The 22,091-nt window shown below is 58.4% G+C and carries 21 protein-coding genes and 1 tRNA gene; 9 read left to right on the forward strand and 13 right to left on the reverse strand.

Annotation, left to right across the window (positions count from 1 at the left end):
* Positions 1 to 172 precede the first annotated feature (172 nt).
* From ACVWVQ_RS13170 to ACVWVQ_RS13205, 8 genes are all read right to left on the reverse strand, one after another.
* A complete protein-coding gene (locus ACVWVQ_RS13170; protein ID WP_414343347.1) occupies positions 173 to 820 on the reverse strand; it encodes a thermonuclease family protein in 648 nt (215 codons plus the stop codon).
* Between the two features lie 450 nt (positions 821 to 1,270).
* Entirely contained in the window at positions 1,271 to 1,744 is a 474-nt protein-coding gene (locus ACVWVQ_RS13175) for a YqeG family HAD IIIA-type phosphatase (protein ID WP_414329713.1), read from the reverse strand.
* Positions 1,745 to 1,768: 24 nt separating this feature from the next.
* Entirely contained in the window at positions 1,769 to 3,022 is a 1,254-nt protein-coding gene (locus ACVWVQ_RS13180; RefSeq protein ID WP_457473604.1) for an RNA-guided endonuclease InsQ/TnpB family protein, read from the reverse strand.
* A 132-nt stretch (positions 3,023 to 3,154) separates the two neighbouring features.
* Entirely contained in the window at positions 3,155 to 4,339 is a 1,185-nt protein-coding gene (gene mltG, locus ACVWVQ_RS13185; protein WP_457473605.1) for an endolytic transglycosylase MltG, read from the reverse strand.
* A gap of 102 nt (positions 4,340 to 4,441) precedes the next feature.
* Positions 4,442 to 5,203, reverse strand: a complete 762-nt coding sequence (gene pyrH / locus ACVWVQ_RS13190; protein WP_011433861.1) for a UMP kinase — start codon at positions 5,201 to 5,203, stop codon at positions 4,442 to 4,444.
* Between the two features lie 390 nt (positions 5,204 to 5,593).
* Positions 5,594 to 5,743 (reverse strand): hypothetical protein, encoded by a 150-nt coding sequence (locus ACVWVQ_RS13195; protein ID WP_011433860.1) that lies wholly within the window; start codon positions 5,741 to 5,743, stop codon positions 5,594 to 5,596.
* Between the two features lie 115 nt (positions 5,744 to 5,858).
* Positions 5,859 to 6,194 (reverse strand): TMEM165/GDT1 family protein, encoded by a 336-nt coding sequence (locus ACVWVQ_RS13200; protein WP_011433859.1) that lies wholly within the window; start codon positions 6,192 to 6,194, stop codon positions 5,859 to 5,861.
* A gap of 57 nt (positions 6,195 to 6,251) precedes the next feature.
* Positions 6,252 to 6,791 (reverse strand): TMEM165/GDT1 family protein, encoded by a 540-nt coding sequence (locus ACVWVQ_RS13205; protein ID WP_457508931.1) that lies wholly within the window; start codon positions 6,789 to 6,791, stop codon positions 6,252 to 6,254.
* 98 nt (positions 6,792 to 6,889) lie between these two features.
* Between ACVWVQ_RS13205 and ACVWVQ_RS13210 the strand changes: the two genes are divergently transcribed.
* Positions 6,890 to 6,962 (forward strand) — tRNA-Ile (locus tag ACVWVQ_RS13210).
* Positions 6,963 to 7,121: 159 nt separating this feature from the next.
* Here the strand turns inward: ACVWVQ_RS13210 and ACVWVQ_RS13215 are convergent.
* Both ACVWVQ_RS13215 and ACVWVQ_RS13220 read right to left on the reverse strand, forming a co-directional pair.
* The gene (locus ACVWVQ_RS13215) at positions 7,122 to 8,474 is read right to left on the reverse strand and encodes a D-alanyl-D-alanine carboxypeptidase (RefSeq protein WP_457508933.1); all 1,353 of its coding nucleotides are present in this window, start codon (positions 8,472 to 8,474) and stop codon (positions 7,122 to 7,124) included.
* A 51-nt stretch (positions 8,475 to 8,525) separates the two neighbouring features.
* Positions 8,526 to 8,906 carry a hypothetical protein gene (locus tag ACVWVQ_RS13220; RefSeq protein ID WP_414357087.1) on the reverse strand — a complete coding sequence of 127 codons (381 nt, stop codon included), beginning with the start codon at positions 8,904 to 8,906 and terminating at the stop codon, positions 8,526 to 8,528.
* Between the two features lie 356 nt (positions 8,907 to 9,262).
* Here ACVWVQ_RS13220 and ACVWVQ_RS13225 point away from each other — a divergent pair, with 356 nt between their 5' ends.
* On the forward strand, positions 9,263 to 9,709 hold the full coding sequence (locus ACVWVQ_RS13225; RefSeq protein ID WP_011433855.1) for a Fur family transcriptional regulator: 447 nt from the start codon (positions 9,263 to 9,265) through the stop codon (positions 9,707 to 9,709).
* Positions 9,710 to 10,189: 480 nt separating this feature from the next.
* A complete protein-coding gene (locus ACVWVQ_RS13230; RefSeq protein ID WP_457508935.1) occupies positions 10,190 to 12,574 on the forward strand; it encodes a M48 family metalloprotease in 2,385 nt (794 codons plus the stop codon).
* A gap of 51 nt (positions 12,575 to 12,625) precedes the next feature.
* On the opposite strand, the gene ACVWVQ_RS13235 is transcribed toward ACVWVQ_RS13230, so the two are convergent.
* Positions 12,626 to 13,069, reverse strand: a complete 444-nt coding sequence (locus tag ACVWVQ_RS13235) for a phosphomannose isomerase type II C-terminal cupin domain (protein ID WP_011433853.1) — start codon at positions 13,067 to 13,069, stop codon at positions 12,626 to 12,628.
* 197 nt (positions 13,070 to 13,266) lie between these two features.
* Between ACVWVQ_RS13235 and ACVWVQ_RS13240 the strand changes: the two genes are divergently transcribed.
* From ACVWVQ_RS13240 to ACVWVQ_RS13260, 5 genes are all read left to right on the forward strand, one after another.
* The gene (locus ACVWVQ_RS13240; RefSeq protein WP_011433852.1) at positions 13,267 to 13,650 is read left to right on the forward strand and encodes a 2Fe-2S iron-sulfur cluster-binding protein; all 384 of its coding nucleotides are present in this window, start codon (positions 13,267 to 13,269) and stop codon (positions 13,648 to 13,650) included.
* Positions 13,650 to 14,963, forward strand: a complete 1,314-nt coding sequence (locus ACVWVQ_RS13245; protein WP_457508937.1) for an O-antigen ligase family protein — start codon at positions 13,650 to 13,652, stop codon at positions 14,961 to 14,963. Before ACVWVQ_RS13240 ends, ACVWVQ_RS13245 begins: the two co-directional genes overlap by 1 nt.
* Before the next feature lie 122 nt (positions 14,964 to 15,085).
* Positions 15,086 to 16,231 carry a quinone-dependent dihydroorotate dehydrogenase gene (locus ACVWVQ_RS13250; protein ID WP_457508939.1) on the forward strand — a complete coding sequence of 382 codons (1,146 nt, stop codon included), beginning with the start codon at positions 15,086 to 15,088 and terminating at the stop codon, positions 16,229 to 16,231.
* Positions 16,232 to 16,262: 31 nt separating this feature from the next.
* Complete coding sequence (gene btpA, locus ACVWVQ_RS13255) at positions 16,263 to 17,150, forward strand: photosystem I biogenesis protein BtpA (RefSeq protein ID WP_457466350.1); 888 nt, start codon at positions 16,263 to 16,265, stop codon at positions 17,148 to 17,150.
* A gap of 76 nt (positions 17,151 to 17,226) precedes the next feature.
* The gene (locus tag ACVWVQ_RS13260) at positions 17,227 to 18,300 is read left to right on the forward strand and encodes a GGDEF domain-containing response regulator (RefSeq protein WP_457508941.1); all 1,074 of its coding nucleotides are present in this window, start codon (positions 17,227 to 17,229) and stop codon (positions 18,298 to 18,300) included.
* Here ACVWVQ_RS13260 and ACVWVQ_RS13265 read toward each other — a convergent pair.
* Entirely contained in the window at positions 18,276 to 19,127 is an 852-nt protein-coding gene (locus ACVWVQ_RS13265; RefSeq protein WP_414407907.1) for a vitamin K epoxide reductase family protein, read from the reverse strand. The genes ACVWVQ_RS13260 and ACVWVQ_RS13265 overlap by 25 nt on opposite strands.
* Positions 19,128 to 19,163: 36 nt before the next feature.
* Positions 19,164 to 20,912, reverse strand: coding sequence for a DNA mismatch repair endonuclease MutL (mutL, locus tag ACVWVQ_RS13270; protein ID WP_457508944.1), 1,749 nt, complete (start codon positions 20,910 to 20,912; stop codon positions 19,164 to 19,166).
* Between the two features lie 326 nt (positions 20,913 to 21,238).
* On the opposite strand from mutL, the gene ACVWVQ_RS13275 reads away from it, so the two are divergent.
* Entirely contained in the window at positions 21,239 to 21,901 is a 663-nt protein-coding gene (locus tag ACVWVQ_RS13275) for a DUF3386 domain-containing protein (protein ID WP_011431401.1), read from the forward strand.
* Positions 21,902 to 22,091 lie beyond the last annotated feature (190 nt).

The following is a 22,091-nucleotide window of genomic DNA, read 5'->3' on the forward strand; positions in this document are numbered from 1 at the left end:
AACAGAAAGATCAACTGGTAGTAATCCGTACTGAACATATTATACATTATTTTCAGTATAGTTGAGCTTATTATTGACTAGAGTCATGCTCTCACCGACCGGCGGAAGATGGCTGTTGAGATTATTCTCAACAAACAGGCCGGCAATTCCAGCTCTGGGTTTGGCTTGGTCTCTAGCGAGGGCCGTAGGTTGTCCAGTAGCCGCGTCCTTGTCTTTTGGCTGCATCGGCAGCTTCGGTGAGAATGGGGCCGTACTTCAAGCCATCGGTTTGAGGCGACAACAGGCCGTGCCCCAAAAACAGCATTTCCTGGTTGATGAGGGTGTTGGCTTGCCAAACGTAGGCAGGCAAGGTGGGAGCAGGGGCTAGGGCAGGATCCAACTCCAAAAACACCTCACGTCCCAGCAAAGCAGTCTGCAGATATTGGCCAGCATTGTAAACTGCCAGAGGGGTTTGTCCGCGCAACTCCGTCCAGTTGGGGTTGATCGGGTCAGGCAAGGGATCGATCCCGATCAGTTGCACCAGCCGCAAATTCAAGTCTCCTTCAAGCTGGACAACCAGGGTGTTGTAGTTGACCACCCGAACCACGGCTGCACGTTTGAGGTCGCGCAGATCTGGACGCGCCACCAATGTTAAAGCCCAACCGGGCAATGTCGAGAATATCAACGGCAAGGCCAGAAAGCTGCCCAGCTTGATCAGGCTCCGTCCATTGGATGCCAGCAGGGATCTGGAGCGGGGGGAAGTCGGAGCAGAACGCAGGGATTTTTGCAGCATGGACTTTAGCCGTTGCATGGCGGACTTGACAATAGGGATGGTTCGCATGCTTGACCTTTGGATCTCACACCGCCCTCACACCGCCGCCTACTGGGCTTCAACGCGGGATCCGGCTCACCTGCCGTCACTCTACAAAAAATTGGGGCAGATGGGTCAGGTCTGGAAAATCTCTCTCGATTTTTGTCTTGATTTTTAGATGTGCTACCCATCCGGTCAGCAGTTGTCAGCGCTGACAACCTGTGGTTGGTCATTTCGATTCAAACTGGGACACTGTACCCACACCTAAAACATGCATGAAACATGCATGGGGCCACAGGGCTTTTCTCAGCTGCCCAGGCGTCTCACCCTAAACTGAAGTGACTAAGTCCTTCCGAGCAGCAGGATTGTCTTTTGGTCTTCTCTCTTTGCGAAGGAAAGGGGGAGTGCTTGGAAACCTTTTCAATTCAGTTTGAAACAATTACAGTTGTCCAACTCTCAAATCTCTCAAAAGCGCAGCCCCTAGAGGGTAGCAGGGTTCTTTTCGACTGCTTCGGACAAGAGGGAGTTGACCAGCACGGTTACCAACCCCAGTCGATTGCCCGCCAAAATATCCGTCAACAGGCGGTCTCCCACCATAGCCACTGCTTCTACCGGCAAGCCCATCTGGGCTACGGCCCGCCGCAAAGCCCGCCGTGAGGGTTTCCCAGCGCGGTGAATGTAGGGCAGGTTCAGGCTTTCTCCGATTTGTTGGATGCGGCTGCGATTGAGGTTGTTGCTCACCAGCCAAATTTGAAAGTGCGGACGCAACTGCTCCAGCCAAGCAGCCACAGCGGGATCCACCTCAACCTGTCGGCTCGGCACCAGTGTACCGTCTACGTCAAAGATGATGCCTTTTACCTGCCAGGCCCACAGGTCTTCTGCCCGCAACTTTAAGACAGTGCCGGCCACCACCAGATCCGGTTGCAGGAGCTTGAACCAAGGTTTGTGTACCATCCGCTCCGAAAGACCTACGAAACGCTAACAAACACTGCCAGAGTGTTCAGTGCCTGCCGCGCTTCTGCTTCCTTCCTGCTTCAGCGACCCATGACTAGCGGCAGAGTTCACCCCCACCACCCCGCCAGAGGAGTCTCCACAGGCGTCACTTCCCCCAGAGCTTGGGGTAGTTCTGTACCACCGCAACAGGTTTAGGGCTGCATTCAAGTCGCGGTCTAGCTCCAGACCACAACACGGGCAGCAAAACACCCTTTCCTGCAGTGGCATCTTCTGTCGGTGCCCACACCCTGAACACAGTTGGCTGGACGGATAGAACCTATCCGCCACCACCACCTGACAGCCGTAGAGCCGGGCCTTGTACTCTAGCTGTCGCCGTTCGCGATAGCGGGACGGAGTCCTCAACTCGTAGAACCCACAGTCTGACAGGGATCCCGCCAGTTTGCGGTTCTTGAGCAGGTTCCTCACCTGCAAGTCCTCTATCACCACCACTCGGTATTTCTTGGCCAGGTAAGTCGTCAGCTTGTGCAGACTGTCTTGCCGATCGCGTAAGCGGGACGGAGTCCTTATGTCTGCCACCCGCTTGTGAGCTTTGCCCAACTGCACCACTGCCTTCTTGCGGTTGGCAGAGCCTTTCTGCTTGCGGCTCAGCCGCCGTTGTAGCCTAACCAAACGCTTCCTCGCCTTGCGGTAGGGCTTTGGATTTGCGAATACTTCCCCGTCGGAGCAGGTGGCCAGGTGATGGATACCTAAGTCCACTCCCACCACCTCTCCGGTCTTCTCCGCCTGGAGTGTTGGAGCTTCGTACTTGAAGGAGATGTACCAATATCCGGCTCTCAAGCTGACAACCACATTCTTGGGCGTGGTCGCCGGAAGCAGCTCTGCACAGCGCAGCCAACCAAATATGGGCACCTTGATGCGGTTGCCAGAAATGCGGATGCTGCCTTCTAGGTAAAAGCTGTCCTGCACCCCCTTGCGCTTGAAGCGGGGAAACTGACCTAGCCCCTTGCGCCAGCGCTTAAGGGCCTGCTCCAGGTTGCGGAGTGCCTGCTGAGGGGCGCATTTGGAGACCTGGTAGTACCAGGGATGCGCTTGCTTCACTTCAGCTACCAGGCGCTTGTGCAGGTCAATGGCGGTGGGGAGTTTTTGCTGGTTCTCCAGGGCTTGCCGACAGACCTCTAGGCCCCAGTTGTAGGCGTGGCGGGCTACCCCAGCATGTTGAGCTGCTAGAGTTGTTTGCTTGTGGTTGAGGATGAGTTGTGTTTGGAAGCCCAGTAACATGTCCGCCACACCGCAAAGCGTCCATGAGTTTCGTGCAACTTTTGGCTTGGCGCTCACCAGCCTCTTCCAGCTTTAGGTAGCCAATGTTGACTACTGTAAGGTTTTCGGCCTACTGCTGTCAGCCCTCCTCGGCTAAGGACTTGGTTGAGGACTATGGTGGGATCCCTGGGCAGCTTGCCGACGCTCTTGAATAATTTGCAATTGGGCTGCCTCGTGCTCTGCTAGGGTTTTGCTGAAAACGTGGGTGCCATCGTAGCGGGCCACAAAGTAGAGATAGTCGGTTTGCTCAGGCTGCAAAACGGCTTTTAAGCTGGCCAAGCCCGGGCTGGCGATGGGGCCGGGGGGCAAACCCGGGTTGAGGTAGGTGTTGTAGGGAGAGGGGGTACGCACCTCCGCAAGGGTGAGGCGGCGATCTGGGGTTTGCCGGATATTCAAGGCATATTCCACCGTCGGATCGGCTCCCAGGGGGATCCCTTTCTTAAGCCGGTTCAGAAAGACACCTGCAATCAAAGCGCGTTCTTCCGGCACCACGGCCTCCCGCTCCACAATGCTGGCCAAGGTGACCCACTCGTGCAGAGACAGGGAAGGGGTATGTTGGCGGAACAGGGGCAGGGCCACCGCGACAAATCGCTGCAGCATGGCGTTGACCACTATTTGGGCCTTTTCTTGATCCGGCAGGGATCCCTCCACCTGTTCGATGGGGAAAAGATAGGTGTCTGGGAACAGGTAGCCTTCTAGAGAGCTCAAGTGGGGGGGCAGCCAATCGAGGGGGGGAATCACCCGGGTCACGGCAATGAAGGCATCGGCTGCCAGCCAGTTGCGCTGGGCCAGAGCCTCTGCCATTTGCTCGATGCGCCAACCCTCCGGGATGGTCAGACGTCTTTGCAGGATCCTTCCCTGCCGCAGTTGCTGGGCCACGGCCAGCATGTCCTGGTTGGGATCCAAAGCGTAGGTGCCCGCCTGAAACACCCAGTCGCGCCCGAAGGTGCGGCTCCACAGCTCCCAAGCCAGAGCTGAGCGAATCACCCCTGCTTGGCGCAGTTTTTGCCCGATCAGACGGTTGCTGCTGCCCGGCTGGATTGTTACTTGGATCGGTTCTGGGCCGCCCACCGGCTGGAGCCAGGTCTGCCACTGCCAGTAGCCCAATCCCCCGACCAGAACCAACAGGAAAATCAAGCTCTGCAAAAGACGCCGACCCCAGCGTTCGCGTAAGCGTTGCGTAGCAACATGGGGTGACCTGGGTATAGCGCCTTGGGCAGCAGAGCATTTGGGCAAGACGGGATCCTTTTGGGCCGAATGCTGAACCTGATCTGTCATTGCCTTTCCCTCCAAACGGCCTGAGCACACCCTTGAGCCAGGCTATCCTTCGGACTCAATCCTGGCTGGGGCGTCGCCGGACTCTCAAGGCCGATTTCCCCCCTAACTTGGGATCAACTCTCCTGGGCTGGGGATCCCGTTGTTCTCGACCGTCCGCTGTCCGATCCAAGTGCCGATGGGTTCTCCCTGCACCACTCGATAAATATTGCCAGGGGTAGTCAGGTCAAAGACCACGATGGGCAATTGATTTTCCTTGCAGAGGGCGATGGCGGTGCTGTCCATAACCCGCAGATCGCGGTTCAGCACATCCTGATAGCTGAGGACATCGTAGCGGCGGGCCTGAGGGTGAGTCTTGGGATCCGCATCGTAAACTCCGTCCACCTTGGTGGCTTTGAAAATCACCTCGGCATCGATCTCCGCCGCCCGCAAGGCCGCAGTGGTATCGGTGGTGAAGAAGGGGTTGCCAGATCCTGCCCCAAAAATCACCACCCGCCCCTTTTCCAGGTGACGAATGGCGCGGCGACGAATATAGGGCTCCGCCACCTCCTGCATGGCAATGGCCGTCTGCACCCGGGTGGGGATCCCGGCTCGCTCAATGGCATCCTGCAGGGTTAAGGCGTTGATGACGGTGGCCAGCATCCCTACGTAGTCGGCAGAAGCCTGATCCATCCCTTGGGCAGCCGCCTCTTTGCGCCCGCGCCAGATGTTACCCCCTCCCACCACAATCGCCACCTGCACACCGGCCCGTACCACTGAGGCCACTTCGCCGGCAATGGACTTCAAGACCTCGGGGTCGATCCCGTAGGGGCGCTCCCCCATCAGGGCTTCACCACTCAACTTCAGTAGAATCCGTCGATATTTCATGCTTATCCGCTCCGGCCCACCCCTGCATACGATAGCAGGTTTGTTGAACTAGCTCCGCTCACAGGATTGACCGACAGAGCATGCCTCTAACCCCCAAAACCCTGAACTTTGCTGAATTTACTGAGCTTTAGGCGGTTTGGCAAAAGTCATTGAGAGGGATATAGTAGACCAAGTTTCCCCCTGATCCTTGAGTCCACCGCAACGGTTGCCGGGAAGTGAAGGGGGAAAGCGCTCGGGGGGTATTCCTCAGGGCTTTGCGGGATACCGCCTTCCTGTTTGGACTCCGTCCCGCTGACGCGAACAGAGATAGGCAGGATGCGATCGCTTCTTTCCTGAACCATGTTCAGGAGAGTTCAGCGTGAATGTATCAGCATCTCGACAAAAACAACCTTACTGCTGTTCTTCGCCAGCGCTGGCCTCGTTGTCGCGGGGGGCAGAACGGAAGCGGCGGCCATTGCGAGCACGACTTTTTTGGAACTGTTTGGCATACTCGCGGTTGCGCTCGGCTTTTTCCCGCTTCAGATTGCGTTTTTTGGCCATGCTGGTTTTCCTGACCGGTTGTCCGGACTCAAGTGAAGGTCCTCAGTTTGAAGTGTCAAAGTGAGGCGCTCTTAATCCTATCACGCTTTGCCGAAGCCATCCTGAAGCCCTCTGCTCAGCCGGCTATGGGCAGGGATCCCCACAACAAGACTAGGCCCATCACAACAAACCCCACGCCTGCCAGGGTTTTGATCCAGCGAGGTGGGATCAGGCGGGCCACCCAAGCTCCTGCCCACACCCCAATTAGGCTGGTGCTGATCAAAGCAGCAGCAGCGCCCAAAAAGATTACCCCAGCGTTTTGCGAGCGGGCACTGAGGAGCAGGGTCGCCAATTGGGTTTTATCGCCCATTTCGGCCAGCAGAATCGAGCCAAAGCTCACCAGCGCAGCCCGTCCGGCCATTTGCCGCAGCAAAAAAGATGGAGTTCGGCTGTCGTTGTCTTGGATCAACACGTTCCTCGGTTGTTCTCTACTCTGTCCTGCCGGGTTGGCATCGGCTGCTCAGGGAGGCTAGCCTTCTGGGAGATTATCCCCTCGCCATTCCTGCCACAATACATAGCCCCCGATCACCAGGAACCCTGCACCCGCCAACCATTGTAGCCAGCCTGGGGGAATGACTTGCCCCAGACCTTCCCCCAACACTACGCTGAGCAAACTGGCGGTCACCAAGGCACCGGCGGAACCGAAAAAGATCGCCCAAGGCGATTGGGATTGGGCACTCATGAGCAAGGTTGCCAACTGGGTTTTGTCGCCCATTTCCGCCACAAACACGGTTAAAAAAGTAACAAGCCAGAGCTGCAGCGGGGATCCCTCAGGAAGATTGCTGTCGGAAGAGGGGGGGGTAGTGAGGGGCAGTGCCGTCGGAGGCCCAGTACTGGGGGCGGGAGACAAAGCCAAACTCTCCCTGGCAGGCTGGAAATCCACAGCGGATCCATCCCCGTAGAGATAGTGCTGCCCAACGGCCAAGAAGCCAAAACAGAGAGCCGAGGACAAGGCAATCAACCCCAAGCCCAGGGCCATTTGCCCCTGCCAAGAACGCGGCGCAGCCATGGCGTCAGATCCTAACCACCGACATGCAGCTTATCCTGTTTTCAGCCGCTTCTGGAGGAGACAAGGGCGCTAGAGTAAACGCTAGAGTAAAAGAATCAGGGGCGTTGGCCGAGCGGTTTAGGCAGCAAACTCATAATTTGCCTTACACAGGTTCGATCCCTGTACGCCCCATGGGGAGGATCCCTGCCGGACGAGGTTTCTGGGTTGAGGGCTGTTGACAGCGGGCCAAGTCGATCTCAATTCCCAAACTGGGAGGGCGGACATAGGACTGCGTTCCGCTAACGCGACCGAGGTCACTCTGGGCTGAGAGAGAACCGGTTGGGCACAGTTTCAAAGACGCGGGTTCAGCTCCGTGCGGGATCCCGTATCCCCAGAGCGAGGGATCCAACGCTCAGGCAAGGTGGCAGGGGATCCCCATTGGGACTGGAGCTGGCTGAGGAATTGTCCCTGCTGGGTGCGAAAGCCGACCAGATCGGATCCGCCATTCATCAGGGCAAACCAGATGTCCCCCTGCTCAGTTGGCAATACACCCGCCAAGGTGCTGACGCTCCTCAAGGTGCCCGACTTGGCAATTAGGATCCCTGGCAACAGACGCCGCTCCAACACTCCCACATCTTGGCCAACGACGGCAAAAGCATCCGCCAGAGTGAGCCCCTGCTCCTCCAGAAGAGACTGGATGGCTTGAAGCATAGCTACATTGGCCCGCGGCGAAATGCGGTTTTCCACCCCCAACCCGGAGCCGTTGATCAGTTGCAGCTCTTCTGCCGGGATCCCGGCGATGGCCCGGGCGATTTGGGCCACTTGGTCTGCTCCCCCCACCGCATCGGCCAACATCTCGGCCATGGAATTGTTGCTGTAGAGGTTCATCAGCTTGACCAAGTGAATGAGGGGGGGCGATTCATGTCTGAGCAAAACCTGGGCGGCAGGCGGGATCTGCTGGGCAACCCGTACCGAGCCCAAAATCTCCACCTGCGGTCTGGGTGTGCCGGGGGGTAAGGTTTGAAATTGGGCCTCCGCCTCTGGCGGCCAGCGCCGCGCATCCAGCCCCTGCCGCAACAGGGATCCCGATTGCGCCACATCCCGGGAAAAGTTCATGTAAAAGCGGCCCACCACCACCAGATCCCCGCGCACCTGGCGGATCCCATAGGCATTGAGCAGGTTGCCGACGGAGAAGGCTTCCTCCCAGACAAACAAGGGATCCTCCCCCCCCACCACCCAGAGATCCCCCTGTAGAACTCCCTCAGCAGTTAAGGGGCCAGTGGCCAGCCAGGTGGTAACAAAGCGGTGCTGCGGGCCAAAGTGCTGCAAAGCGGCCAGGGTCGTTGCCACCTTGGTCAAAGAAGCAGCCGGCAAGGGTGTGGATCCCTGATGCTGTCCCAAAACAAGGATTCTGTCCCGCTGAGGCGAAGGATCCTCCATCTGCAGCCAAACCCCCTGAGCTGTGGGCGAAAACCCCCGACCGGCCAACTGAGCCAGATAAGTTTCCACCTGAGGTTGCAGGGATCCCTGCTCCGTCGCCTGAGAAGTGGGAGACAAACTCAGCAACAGAGTGGCCGCCGAGAGCAGCCCAACCCAGCTCGAAACCAGCCGCCTACCGGGCCAGCCCCGCAGATGTCGTTCGTGCCGTGGCGTCAGCGTTGCGGAGCAACAGTGTTGTGTAGCACCATGGGGTGCCGCAGGCATAGCACTTTTCACGGAAAACACCCTCTAAACATCCCGGCAACCGAGGGGGCATCAGCTCGTCAATTCCCAGCCACCCTCTTCCACAGGCTCTACATCGATGGTGCCGGGGGGCGTTTGCCGATAAAAACGTCCGTCTGCAACAAACAGCGGCTCTCCACAATTGGGGCAAAAGAAACGGCTGCCCTCGACGGCTTGCGATTCCGACCCACACACCGGGCAGCGATCGGTGGTAATCCAGCGGCGCGCCCACCAGCGAAAGGCCAGGAGCACCAATACCGGCAAGGACAGCAAAAACAGCAACAGAGCCACCAATCCGGCGACCAGCCACCCCAGCCCGACACTGGTCAGCAAAGCTGCCAACGCCAGGGATCCCAGCCAGAACCCCCAGCCACCCAGAGAAATGGAATAGGTTTTGGGCTGCTCAAACCGCATTTTCGTTTTCCTTCCCCGATCACTACGCTTGCCAACGCTGTCAGGATGCCGCGGGCCTTTTCTTGAGTATGTTAGCCTAGGCGCGCCCGAACACCAGAAACAGTCCGCCACATGGCTCTGCTCTGTAGGCTAGCTCATCCCGGATGGATGAGGGATTGGGTTTCCCGCACCCTTCCCGAGGCTCTCCCGGCAGCCCATGCGCCTCAGTTGCGTCCCTGCTCTATTGGGCCTGAACTGAGCCTGAACGATGTCTTCAGCAACCAAGTCGGGTGGTGTCGTCATAAATGAAGTTATTATCAATTACAGAACTTATTGACTGTTACGGCGACGTTGCCCAACAGCGGAGGGGCGGCATCATGGTCTACACCGAAGAGGCGTTCAAGGCAGAGCTCAATGCCAAAGGCTGGCGAGCCACTCGGCAGCGGGAGATCATCCTGCAAACGTTTCAAAACTTGCCTGAGGGCACGCATCTGAGCGCGGAGGAGTTGCACAAAAAGTTGCGGGAAGAAGGCCACAACATTAGCCTTTCCACCATTTACCGCACCGTCAAGCTGATGTCCCGCATGGGCATTTTGCGAGAACTGGAACTGACCGAAGGGCACAAACATTACGAGATCAACCAGCCGGCCCCCCACCACCACCACCATCTGGTGTGCGTCAAGACCAACAAGGTGATCGAGTTCAAAAACAACGCCATTCTTAACATCACCCAGAAGGTGGCAGAAAAGTACGGTTTCAAAGTGTTGGACTGCCAGCTCACCATCATCGGCATCAGCCCGGAGGGGCAGCGCTCGATTTTGTAGTCAAAAGTCCCTAGGGCTCAGGTTCTGAGGCTTTCCCAGCAGGGGAACCGTACTGGGCTGGGGAAGGATGGGGATCCCGTTGACGGGAGGAAATGCCAGAATAGCTCCCGTGAGGCCAATCGGCAGTCGGCAACCGAGGCAACAGTTGAATGGTTGATGAATAGTTGATCTTCTTCACCCCACTAGATCCGGGAGAGCATGACTCTAGTCAATAATAAGCTCAACTATACTGAAAATAATGTATAATATGTTCAGTACGGATTACTACCAGTTGATCTTTCTGTTTACTTTCGAGTCTGCCAACATGGTAGCCAAAGCAAAGCAGAAAATTGGTAGTAAGACGACACGGAAACTGCGCTTTGGGTATTCTACTCAAAGCTTTGCGGGATACCGCCATTCTGTTTGGAAACAAACAGAATGCTATCGCTGCATAGTTGAACAGTGATGTTCAGCAGTGTTCAGCGTAAATGTATCAGGGCCATGAACGAACAGGAAGTGGTGCAGTGGCTGGAGCAGGCGCTGGCCAATCCCCACCTTAGATTACAGGCCAAAGCCCAACCGCTCCAGGAGAGTCCCAAGGCTTATGCCCTCGTCATTATGATCAACCGCCCTGCCGGCCTTGCTCTCAACTATGAGGAGTTGACGGCCTGGTTCCAGAAGGCGATTCCCACTCGCTACCCCCAAGTCAAACGGTTGGCCCTCTACAGCCGCCCCATGGGCCAGCAGGCTGCCGACTGGAAAACTCAGGTGAGGCTGGATCCGGAGCCGACAACGACCAGATGGGATCCCGGGATGGAGTTCTCAGAGAGTCTGGATCTAAGCCGCTACTGCTTTGTCAGCGATCGCCAGTTGCTTACCGCCGACCTTCCTCAGCCGCCTGGTTTGCTCCGCCAGGCGGTTTTGGGTTTTCACGGCCTCACTTCTGGGCAAAAGCAGGAGGTTCTGCCCCTCCTGCCCACCTTGTTTCGCAATCCCAGCGCCGTCTCGACGGTGATGTTATCGGTGGAAGCGGCCTTGTGGCTGGAGCCTCTGAAAAGCCTGAATCCTCACGAGCTGCGTCTATTGAGCGTTTGGCTGAGCCGCTATTGCTTCAACCCCAGCCGCACCCTAGCGGAATTGGATCCCGCCACCTCAGGTCTCAAAACTGGGCAAACCAAGCGCAGCTACCGCGCGCCTCAGGTGGGGGTCTCGCTGATTTTGGCCAGCTTTGCCGGCAACCTGACGGCGGCCTCAGGTGTGACCCTGAGCCTGCTGTTCGGTATGGTGTTTGTGCTTTTCCTGACCGTCTTGGGCAGCTTAGAGGGGGGATTCTCTCTGGGCTCTTTCATCTTCGCCATTCTGCTCACCCTCGCCTTCAATGCCCTGATCTTCTTTTTGTCCCCTTGGCTGATGGACTGGATCCAGCACAGCCTCTATGGCACCGAGTGGGTAAGCTTGGCGGAAATTGGGCGTCGCAGCCCAGAGAGTGCAGAGGTGATTCAACGGGTTTGCCGCCAGTACAAGCTGAAGCAGCCGAAGCTGGGGCTGATCCGCGACCAAAACCCCACCGCCTTCACCTATGGCAGCCTGCCGGACACGGCCCGCATTGTTGTCAGCGAAGGGTTGTTCACCTACTTGGAAGATGAAGAGGTGGCTACGGTCTATGCCCACGAGCTGGGGCATGTGATCCACTGGGATTTCGCCGTCATGACCCTGGCTTCCACGCTGGTGCAGATTCTCTACCTTCTCTACGTCTACATGCGGGATGCGCGCGACAACGGCAAAAGGGGCAGCCTCCGCTCCCTGGCCTTGGTCGCCTACTTTTTCTATGTGGCCGGCTCCTACTTGTTGCTGTATCTGTCGCGGGTGCGGGAGTACTTTGCCGACCACTTTGCTGCCGAAACCACCGGCAACCCCAATGGGCTCTCGCGGGCTTTGGTGAAAATTGCCTACGGCATTGTGCAAGAGGGAGAGCGGGAGCGGGATGAGGAAACCCGACAGCGCAGTGCTCGCCTGCTGGAAGGAACGCGGGCTTTGGGGATCTACGATGCCAAGGCGGCTGTTACGGCGGGGACGGCCTACCGGGTTGCCTCGGATCCCGGCCAGGTGGGCAGGGTATTTTTGTGGGATCTGTTTAACCCTTGGGCCTGGTGGATGGAGCTGAACTCCACCCATCCCCTCACGGGCAAACGGGTACGGGCGCTGAGCACCTATGCGGAGCAACTGGATCTGCCGGTGGAGTTCGATATGGCCAGCGTGGTTGCCCAGGGCAAGCAGCTCAACCGGCAACAGCTCTACGGGAACTTTCTGCTGGATATACTGCTGTTGAACGCCGAGTGGCTGGGGGCGATTGTGGGGGCGCTGCTCGGGATCCCGGCCTTGCAGGTGGGCTTCTATGAAATGTTTGCCGGGCTGACCCTGATGGGGGTGGGCTTGGGCCTGCTGCTGAAGATGACGGTGATGTACCCCAGCTTAGAAAACCCGCCAGCGTTGACCGTGTTGAAGGCCATGAGCAATCCCTACGCCAGCCCCTTGCGCGGGTTGCCGATGCAGTTGGAGGGGCGGGTGATCGGGCGGGGGGATCCGGGCTATCGCTTCGGCTCCGATCTCAAGTTCCAGGATAAGACCGGCATGATCTTCCTACGCTATGCTTCCCGCTTTGGGCCGCTGGGCAACTTCCTGTTTGGAGCGCGCCAGGCAGGGGGGGTAATCGGCCAAGAGGGATCCGCAGTGGGGTGGTTCCGACGGGGGGTGGTCCCTTACCTGGATCTGGCCCGCTTTCAAAGCCACCATGGCCAGCTCATCACCAGCTACCATCCCTTCTGGCAGGCTATGTGGGCTGTGCTGTTGTTGGTGGTTGCCCTGCTGGCAATGCTGCTGTTCTAGAGGATCGCGATCCTCAGCAGCCAAAAGCTTGCCTAGGCCATTTGAGATTGGCTACTTTTGCCCACCGTTAACCCGGGCGTAGTCGTCGCTGAAGCGGACAATGTCGTCTTCGCCCAAGTACTGGCCGTTTTGCACCTCGATAATCACCAGAGGGATAACGCCGGGGTTTTCCAGACGATGCTTGGTGCAAGGGGGCACATAGGTGGATTGGTTGGCCGTAATGAGCTTTTCTTCGTCTCCGCAGGTGACCTTGGCGGTGCCGGCAACGACGATCCAGTGTTCGCTGCGATGGTAGTGCAACTGCAGGCTAAGGCGATGCTTGGGCAAAACCACGATCCGCTTGATTTTGTAGCCAGGGCCCTCTTCCAGCACTGTAAAGCTCCCCCAAGGCCGACTTTCAGCATTGCTCTCGATCAGCTTGTTGAGGGTTTCGGCAGAGAGGGAAGGCGAAGGTTTTTCCGGTGAGGCCAGATTGGCATTGGGGGTTTCCAGCATGGGATGCTCTCCTTGGGAGGCCTACCTGTAGCTTATCTCAACAACCAACTCGAAGTCTGTTTGTTTATCTTTAGAACCACCAACAGATCGGCTTCAGCTCCTGGGGATCCCCAGCCGGTTCAGGTTTGGTGGGGTAGTGGTTAAAATCCTGTGGAATCATGAAAAAGATTTCTGCTCTGCAAAAAGGCCACTTCCCCATGCGTTCTTCCTCTTCTGTCCCTTCTTACCCGGTTCACATCCATGACCGCCAACGGGACACCCACTATCTGATCCAGGTGCCGGCGGATCAATACATTTTGGCCAGCGCCGAGGCCCAAGGGATCCAACTGCCCTTTGCCTGTCGCAACGGCGCCTGTACCACCTGTGCGGTGCGGGTACGGCGGGGATCCCTGTATCAGCCGGAGGCAATGGGCATCTCGCGGGAGCTGAAGGAGCAGGGGTATGGGCTGCTGTGCGTGGGCTATGCCCGCTCGGAGCTCTGGGTAGAAACCCAAGATGAAGATGAGGTGTACGAGCTGCAATTTGGGCGCTACTTCGGCCAGGGGCAGGTAAGGCCAGGGATCCCCATCGAGGATGAGTGATGTCTTCTTCGGCACCGGTTTCGTCTCAACAACTGTCGCCGGATCCCTTGCCCTCTCAACCGCGGGGCTGGCTGCTGGCGGCAGCGGCGCTGATCCCGGTGAATCTGGCCCCCAGCTTGCTGTTGGCTTTGGTGGGAACGATTCAGGGTTATACCCGCTGCGGTGGCCGGATCCTGCGGGATCCTCTATTTGGACTGGCGGCTCTCCTGAGCCTGGCTGCGGTGGGAGTGGCCTTTTGGGGGGAGGATTGGCGACTGAGCCTGCCGGGGATGTTCAACTACTGGCCTTTTTTGTTGATGCTGCCGGCCTTTGCCGATGCGCTGGCCTCTCGCGGTAGCGGGACGGAGTTCCATCCTGTAGGCCGTCGGCGTTTGGCCCAGATGTTGGTGTTGGGCAGCGGGCTGATGCTGCTTTTGGGTTGGGGAGAAGTGCTGTGGGAATGGCAGGGGCACTTCTTCTGGGGGCCGGTTTGGATCACGGGGGTTGCCGGGGGAGAGCGACCGGCGGCAGCTTTTACTTCCCCCAATATCCTGGCCATCTACCTGGTGATCCACCTGTGTTTGGCGGCAGGGCTGTGGCTGGATCGAGCCGATAGAGACTGGCCACAGGCAGTAGGGCTGGGAGCTGTGCTGGGGCTGGGATCCCTCTTGTTGCTGCTGACGGCCTCTCGCAACGGCTGGGGAGCGGGGGGGCTGGCGCTGGTGATAGGGCTGGCCCTACGGCGCTGTTGGTGGGGGATCGGGATCTTGGTCGGCATAGGGTTGGCTGGTTTGGCTGCTGCTTGGGATTGGCCGGGCTGGCGGGCCGTAGTGCCCCGATTGATTTGGAGCCGTCTGGCAGACACCTTCGATCCCCAGGCGCTCCATTATAGTTCCACCGCCAACCGGCTGGATGCTTGGCAATTCGCCCTGCAGATGGTGCAGGAGCGGCCCTTGACCGGTTGGGGCTGGCAAAGCTTTGCCGCTCTTTACAATGCTCAAGATCCGCCGGAGCTGCTGGGCCATTGCCACAATCTGTACCTACACCTGGCAGCCGAGGGTGGGATCCCGCTGTTGCTGGGCCATCTGATCCTGTGGGGCTGGATTTTGGCGCGGGGATGGCAAGCTTGGCGGCGCTCGCAAGAAAGTGTCCTGCTGGGGATGCTGCTGGCCTTGACGGCGTTTTTTGCCTCAGGGCTTTTGGACGTGGTGATGTTGGATGGCCGCATTCACCTGCTGGTAACCTTACTCTTGGGGGCAGTTTGGGGAGCCAGCCTTGAGCGGCAAAGGGACTCCATCTCCGGCAAAGAGCAAGCCCAGAGAGGTTACCGTTGAGTGCTGCAATGGGATATCCCTTAGCTGGCAGTGAGCCCGGAGTCCATCAGTTGCTCACCGATTTTTGCGACGCGGAAGCAAGCTACAGCCAAGGGGCAGTTTACCTGTAGAGGGTCTTTGCGGTGAACCTGTACCGAGATGTGTTGTGGCCTCTGCTTTTTTCTGGGCTGAGAGCCGACCCGGAAGCGGTCAAGATGGGCCTGCTGCGCGCCTTGCATTGGATCGATGCCACCCAGGCCACCGGGATCCTATCGGCTCTGGAGCGACTGTTTTGCTACCGGGATCCCCGGCTATCGGTGTCGCTGTGGGGCCTTACCTTTCCCAATCCCCTTGGGTTGGCTGCGGGCTTCGACAAAGATGGCCTGGCTCTAGGCGTCTGGCCCAGCCTAGGATTTGGTTTTGTAGAGGTGGGCACCGTCACTCCTCAGCCCCAACCGGGCAACCCCAAACCTCGCCTGTTTCAACTGCCCCAAGATCGCGCTGCCCTCAATCGCATGGGCTTTAACAATCAAGGGGCGGCGGCTCTGGCGGAACGGTTGCGTCGGCTACACCAACGTCCCATCCCCATCGGAATCAACCTGGGCAAAGCCAAAATCACCCCCCTAGAAGAAGCAGCTGCCGATTACCTGGCCAGCTTCCGGCTGCTCCAGGATCTGGGGGACTACTTTGTGGTCAACGTCAGCTCCCCCAACACGCCGGGGCTGCGATCCCTGCAGGCTGCTGAGCAACTGGAGCCCATCCTATCTGCCTTACAGCAGGAAAATCAGAAGCGAAAACCCCTCCTGGTGAAGATCGCCCCCGATCTGGACTGGCCCGACATTGACAGCATCCTGGAGCTGGCCCAAGACCATCAACTGGCCGGGATTGTGGCCACCAACACCACCCTGCGCCGCGATAACCTGAAAACCCGTTTCCTGCCTGGCCGCGGGATCCCCTTCGCACCAGCGGAGTCTAGGCCAATCCTTGCAGAAGCCGGCGGGATCAGCGGTGCCCCCTTGCGGGAGCGTTCCACCCAAGTCATCCGCTACATCCACCGCTCCACCCAAGGAAAATTGCCCATCATCGGAGTGGGGGGCATCTTCACCTTGGCCGACGCCTTGGAGAAACTGGAAGCGGGAGCCAGCCTGCTGCAGGTCTACACCGGCTGGGCTTACGAAGGGCCGGGGATGGTGCCGCAATTGCTCCGAGGCCTAGCCCGCTCTTCTCCCCCCAGCCCTGATGTTACACTTCCCCCAGAGAATACCCCTGTGGGTCAGATCCAGGCGTAAGATCGTTAGGGATCCCTGAGGAAGCTTGCCGGTGAACCTGCTGCAACACCTCTTCAAAACCCCCCATCCGGTCATTGGGGTGGTTCATTTGTTGCCGCTGCCCACCTCACCCCGTTGGGGGGGGGACTTGGAGTGGGTGATCGCTCAGGCAGAACAGGCAGCTACTGCCCTGGCTGCAGGAGGGGTAGACGGGATCCTTGTCGAGAACTTTTACGATGCCCCCTTTGCCAAGGATCGGGTGGACGCAGCGGTGGTCAGCGCCATGACCGTCATCGTCCAGCGGCTGAAAACCCTGGTCTCGCTGCCGGTTGGGATCAATGTCTTGCGCAACGATGGCTGCAGTGCTCTGGCAATTGCCGCCTGCGTGGGGGCGCAGTTCATCCGGGTGAATGTGCTCTGCGGGGCGATGGTGACCGACCAAGGCATTATCGAGGGGAATGCCTACCGCCTGCTGCGCTATCGCCGGGAGCTGGGGGCTAACATCAAGATTTTCGCCGATGTGCTGGTGAAACACGCCCAACCCCTAGGTCCCATCAGTCTGGATGCGGCCATCACCGACACGGTGGAACGTGGCCTGGCCGATGCCATCATCCTTTCCGGCTGGGCCACCGGCAAGCCACCCCTTCTGGAGGAGCTGGAGCTGGCCCGCAAAGTTGCTCCTCAGGTGCCGCTGCTCATCGGCTCGGGGGCTACTGCTGAAAACATCGGCAGCCTGATCCGGCGGGCAGATGGCGTGATTGTGGCCAGTTCTCTGAAGCGGTCTTCCCGTTCCGCAGGCATGCCGGCAGGCTATTCGGATCCCTTTCCCATGATCGACCCGATTCGGGTGCGGCAGTTTGTGGAAGCACTGCACCTTGGGATCCGCGAGCGGGTCTCCAACCATGCTTATTTGGCCGCTCCCGGTTCTGGTTCCAACTAGCTGTTGGCGCTAAGATTGGGATCCGACTACAATGGGCGATTCCTCTTTAGCTATGCCATCCCTTGATCTGGAGGGCTTGGATTCTGTATACCACCCTTCTGGTTCGGCTCTTGGGCCTGCAGAAGAAGAAGCCTTTTGGAGCTCTGTTCCGGCTCGCACCCCCCGCATTTGGGTTGTTGATGATGACCCAGTGGTTCGTTGCTACATTATCAATGTTCTCAAAGGCTCTCAGTACTACGTGGAAAGCTGGGAAAGCGCCCGAGCAGCTTGGGATTCCTTGCAAAGCTTGGAAGAGAGCGAGTGGCCCGACATGGTGATCTGCGACTGGGTCATGCCTGAGATGTCGGGGGTAGAGTTCTGTTGCCGTCTCAAGGGATCCGCAGCAGGGCAGTTCGTCTATTTCATTTTGCTCACGTCCCGTTCTGAAGTTGAGGCTCGGGTAGAGGGGCTGGATGCGGGGGCGGATGAATTCATCACCAAGCCGGTCGATCCTGAGGAGCTGCGGGCGCGGGTGCGGGCAGGGTTACGTCTCCAGCGGCTCACCCAAGCTTTGGCCCAGGCCAACCGGCAATTGCGAGCCCGCAATGAGTTGTTGGAGTCTTTGTCTTTGACGGATCCCTTGACCGGGGCGTTGAACCGGCGAGCTCTGGATCAGGCGCTGCCCCATTTGCTCAAGCAGGTGGGGCCCCGCGGGGAGGCTCGCTACCGCTATCTCTGCCTGCTGATGATGGATGTGGATCATTTCAAGCAGGTCAACGACAGCTACGGCCACTACATCGGCGACTGTGTGCTGCAGGCCATCGTCGGGCGGCTGCAAAATCAACTGCGGCCTTCCAGCCTGCTCTACCGCTACGGTGGAGAAGAATTTGTTTGCGTTACGCCCGGGCTTAGCCCCCCCTGCTGCGGTCGCTACGCAGAGTCTCTGCGGCAGGCTATTGCCAAACGGCCAATTGACATCTCCCCCAAGCGCAGCTTGCCGGTTACCCTCAGCATTGGTGGGATCGTGCTCAGCGAAGACTACTGCCCAGAACCGGAAACCGCCTTGCAGCAGGCGGATAGCGCGCTCTACCAGGCCAAGCAGGCGGGGCGCAACCGAGTTCACATCCTCACCCCAACCCCAGAGGTTTATCTGCCCTCTTCCAGCGGATAGCCAGAGGCCACTGCCAAGGCTTCCAGAGAGCGAACGCCTGTGTAGGTGCGGCCATTGATGATCCAGGTGGGATAGCTGGTGATCCCCGCTTCTGTGCATTCTTGAGCTTGGGGAGTGCCGGGGCCGTTGGGGGAGCACTCCACGTAGGGCACTTGGTCGAAAGCTGCCCCGAACAGCTCTTTCTGATCTTGACAATGGGGGCACCAATAGGCCCCGTACATGGTGCCGCCGATCTGCCGCAGGTGGGCTGCCAACCCTACCGCCAGGGGGCTAGGCGGGGGAACTTGGTTGGCGTACACCCCAATCGTGGTCACCAACGTGAGAAAGCCTATGAGAATGTAGCCAAAGACCAGCTTGCCCCAATCCAACCAGCGGTGGCCCAGCACGGTCACCAGCCCCAGCCCCGCCACCAAGATGATCGCGGTGGTGCAATACATGCAGAATTGCCGCAGCACCGCCACCATCAGGTAAAGCATGTACATCTCAAAGGCGGTCATGGCGGAAACCAAGCCAAACAGGGCCGGCCAGCGCCACCGCTTCACCAGTGGGATCCCATCCGGCAGCACCGCCAGCGCCAAGACTCCCAAAAATCCCAACAGGCCAACAGCCGCGGTCGGGATCCCCAAAAACTCTGCCCAACGGCTGGAGAGCACCAGGTCACACCCCCCATCCCCCGTGCAGAAGGCAGCGGGCTGCTCCGTCAGCTTGGTGTAGGTGAGATAGGCCGTCAACAGGGATCCCAGGCCGGCCAGGATCGCCAAGATCAGACGGGAATGGCGCTGCAGCCAGGTCTCTTCTTGGGCTTTGAGTTTGAGATAAGAAGCCATGGCGTTTCAGGGGTTTCAGCAGTTGGACACCCCCGATTATAGTGGGGCAGAACTGGCCTCGTCCGTGGGCTCCGACGCAGAAGAGCCGCTTGAGCGCCGCACCTGGGCAGCAAACCTGTCTCCCAGCGGATCCAGCCCCCACAGGGATCCCAGTTTGGAGTCGGAGATAGGCCGGTCGCAGAGACCCCAACGGCGGCGGAAGTAACGGGCCAGATCTTTTTCTGCCAAGGCCAGATACACTGGGCGACCATGGGGACAAGTGTGGGGGTTGGCGGTGCGCTGCCAGGCTTCCAACAGCTTTTGCATCTGCTCCAGGGTCAGTGGGATCCCATTGCGCAAGGCCCCTCGACAGGCCACCGCCACCTGGGCTGCCTGCACATCTTGACAACGGCTGAGCTCTAGCAGGGATCCCTGTACCTCCTCTGGATCTTCCGATGCCAAGGCCAGAGGAATGCGTCGGATGAGATAGGTATTGGGGCCGAAGGGTTCTGGCTCCAGCCCCAACTGCTCCAACCGCTCCAGGGCTTGGGGCGATAGTCCTTGCAGCGTTATGGGCGTCTCCGGTGCTACCAGTTGCCAATGCTGCCGGATGTACTCGTAGCGAACTCGCTCGTGGGCCAGGTGCTGCTCCACCAGCCATAGCCCCTGGGGATGCTCCGCCAAGATGTAGATCCGATGCAGTTGGGCCAGCGCCCTGAGGGGAGGCAAGGGAGAAGTTGGCCGGTCAGAGGGAGGAAGATGGCTCTGAAAATCGGGCGAGACTCGATAGACCACCTTGGCCTCGCTGGCCCGGATCAGATGCACAGAGCGGCGGCTGGCCTGCTCGGATCCCGATTGCAGAAGGGCATGCAGGTGTTGGCGCAACTGCTCCTGGCGGGCCGTCAGATGCTCCAGGTAGAGCTCGCTTTTGGCAGGATGACGGTTCCAATCCACCTGTTCTGGGGGCAGGCGCAGGTGAACAACCACCAGCGGATGGCGGTGGCGGGGCAATGCGTGGTGAAAAACCGACTGGATTAGCCGTTGCCAGTCGGGCATCTGCACAAACCGGCCGTTGACGGCCACGCGGATCCAATCGGGGTGAGGGCGATGCAAGCGATCCGGTAGGCCCAGCACCACTTCCCAATCGCTGTCCCCATCCTGGATCCGCCGATAGCGCAGATCTGAGGGATCCACCTGCGGCAACACCTGCAGCAGCAGATCTTGCAGAGACTTTCCCGGCCAGAGGCTGAGCAGCAATTGCCCCTCCTGATGCACCTGCCAACTGACCCAGGGATGGGCTAGGGCCGCATTTTGCACCAGGGTTAGGAGCGAGCGAGTTTGGGGCAAAACTCGACGGCGCAGCGGCCAGTCGGCAAACAAATCCGCCACCGTCACCACCGTTCCCAAGGCAGTGGCTGCCGGCTGCTTGTGAACCAACTCCCCCTGTCGATCGTAGGCGGCCAGCCAGCCGTGAGCATCAGAAACGTGGCGGGTCTGAATGGTCAGGGATCCCAGCCGGGCCAGGCTGTGCAAGGCTTCGCCCCGAAACCCCAGGCTGCAACCGTCCAACTTGCTGGTGGTGTGGCGACGGGCCACCTGCTCCAGCTCCGAAGCGGGGATCCCGTGGCCGTTATCCCCCACCCGCACCTGCCAGCGAGTCGGCCAGATCTCCACTTGAATTCGGGTGGCCTGGGCATCGAGGGCATTTTCCAGCAATTCCCGCAGAGCAGCCCCCAGCGAGTCGATCACCTCTCCCGCGGCCATCTGGGCGATCCGCTCTGGGTTCAGGGGTTGGATTTTGGACATGGAGTGAGTTGAGAAAGCAGACTCTCTTCCTGCCAGCTTGTCGCCAAAAGGCCAACAGCGCCGAGCTTTAGCTTAGCTCTCTCCCTCTGTTGCCAGTGGACAGCGCCTTGCCAATGGTTTTCATTAACTTCAAGGCTCCCCTCAGGCCAAGTGAAGGATTGAGGTTCCGCCTTCCTGCCCATCGGTAACCGCCAAGAACTTCGAGAAACTTCGATAACAAGAGAGCTGAGCGGGTGGCCAGTCATAAGGAAACCTTAAAATCCCAAGGCCAGCCATCAGCCTCTACTAGGATTTAAATAGTAAAATTTCTCATTAAGGAGGAGATTATGGCAGCACAGCAAGCTCCGGCCCGAGAGCTATTCAAGGAGGCTTTTGAGAATCGCTACACCTGGGACAAAGACTTTCCTGGCTACCGAGCTGAGATAACCTACTTTCCCAAAGAAGGTGACAGCAGCCTCTCCTTCTCAGGAGTTGTGAGTATTGACCGCAACATGAAGATCGATGTTGCCGGCGTCGAGGACGAGGAGATCCGCCAGAAAATACGGGAACAGATGTGGGAAGTCATGGTGCATCGCGTTCGTCATTCCTTCGACGAGGAACACGGTGGCCACACCTTTGCCTATGGAGAGCCACAAAATTCAGACATCACTGAAGTTCTTGTTTCGGGCTTATCTTCTACCGATAGGTACTGGGTTCAGGGCAAGCACATTCAAATGGTACATCGCCATCTTGCCAATCGGACAATTACAGTCTCAGTTCAAGAGTTTTACGATACAGGTGAGGGCTACCTACCCACTCACTACACTGCTGAGTATTGTAGCCCAGGAACTGGAGAAAAAACTCAAGCAAAGATGATCTACGAAGATCGTTATCAAAAAATAGGTCGGTATTGGATTCTGGTTGAGAGAAGAATTTGGGAAGAGCAGGATGGCCAAAAAAGTTCATCCCCTCAACTTTTCCTCTTCTCTAATATTCGATTTTTCGAATAGCTGAGAAAAATAAGTTTTTCTTTGCGGCTGTGGGCATCTCTCATTATAGAAGGTGATGAGGTGCTCACAGCCAAGCTCAAAACAGATGGCCACAGGGTACAGCCTGTTAAGGGCTCAAGGGGTACAATAGCAGCACTTAGCAAACCAACTTCGGAAGGAGGATGGATTGATCAGTAGTAAAGAAGTCTTC

It is taken from the genome of Thermostichus sp. MS-CIW-36, assembly GCF_054059035.1.

What these genes read in the sequence shown, in the direction of transcription:
- ACVWVQ_RS13195 (WP_011433860.1), bottom strand. Translation starts at nt 5,743, where the DNA reads ATGGCCAAAAAACGCAATCTGAAGCGGGAAAAAGCCGAGCGCAACCGC.
- ACVWVQ_RS13235 (WP_011433853.1), bottom strand. Translation starts at nt 13,069, where the DNA reads ATGCTGGAAACCCCCAATGCCAATCTGGCCTCACCGGAAAAACCTTCG.
- ACVWVQ_RS13225 (WP_011433855.1), top strand. Translation starts at nt 9,263, where the DNA reads ATGGTCTACACCGAAGAGGCGTTCAAGGCAGAGCTCAATGCCAAAGGC.
- ACVWVQ_RS13275 (WP_011431401.1), top strand. Translation starts at nt 21,239, where the DNA reads ATGGCAGCACAGCAAGCTCCGGCCCGAGAGCTATTCAAGGAGGCTTTT.
- ACVWVQ_RS13205 (WP_457508931.1), bottom strand. Translation starts at nt 6,791, where the DNA reads ATGGCTGCGCCGCGTTCTTGGCAGGGGCAAATGGCCCTGGGCTTGGGG.
- pyrH (WP_011433861.1), bottom strand. Translation starts at nt 5,203, where the DNA reads ATGAAATATCGACGGATTCTACTGAAGTTGAGTGGTGAAGCCCTGATG.
- ACVWVQ_RS13230 (WP_457508935.1), top strand. Translation starts at nt 10,190, where the DNA reads ATGAACGAACAGGAAGTGGTGCAGTGGCTGGAGCAGGCGCTGGCCAAT.
- ACVWVQ_RS13245 (WP_457508937.1), top strand. Translation starts at nt 13,650, where the DNA reads ATGTCTTCTTCGGCACCGGTTTCGTCTCAACAACTGTCGCCGGATCCC.
- ACVWVQ_RS13265 (WP_414407907.1), bottom strand. Translation starts at nt 19,127, where the DNA reads ATGGCTTCTTATCTCAAACTCAAAGCCCAAGAAGAGACCTGGCTGCAG.
- mltG (WP_457473605.1), bottom strand. Translation starts at nt 4,339, where the DNA reads ATGACAGATCAGGTTCAGCATTCGGCCCAAAAGGATCCCGTCTTGCCC.
- ACVWVQ_RS13170 (WP_414343347.1), bottom strand. Translation starts at nt 820, where the DNA reads ATGCGAACCATCCCTATTGTCAAGTCCGCCATGCAACGGCTAAAGTCC.
- ACVWVQ_RS13240 (WP_011433852.1), top strand. Translation starts at nt 13,267, where the DNA reads ATGCGTTCTTCCTCTTCTGTCCCTTCTTACCCGGTTCACATCCATGAC.
- ACVWVQ_RS13220 (WP_414357087.1), bottom strand. Translation starts at nt 8,906, where the DNA reads ATGCGGTTTGAGCAGCCCAAAACCTATTCCATTTCTCTGGGTGGCTGG.
- ACVWVQ_RS13180 (WP_457473604.1), bottom strand. Translation starts at nt 3,022, where the DNA reads ATGTTACTGGGCTTCCAAACACAACTCATCCTCAACCACAAGCAAACA.
- ACVWVQ_RS13175 (WP_414329713.1), bottom strand. Translation starts at nt 1,744, where the DNA reads ATGGTACACAAACCTTGGTTCAAGCTCCTGCAACCGGATCTGGTGGTG.
- ACVWVQ_RS13215 (WP_457508933.1), bottom strand. Translation starts at nt 8,474, where the DNA reads ATGCCTGCGGCACCCCATGGTGCTACACAACACTGTTGCTCCGCAACG.
- mutL (WP_457508944.1), bottom strand. Translation starts at nt 20,912, where the DNA reads ATGTCCAAAATCCAACCCCTGAACCCAGAGCGGATCGCCCAGATGGCC.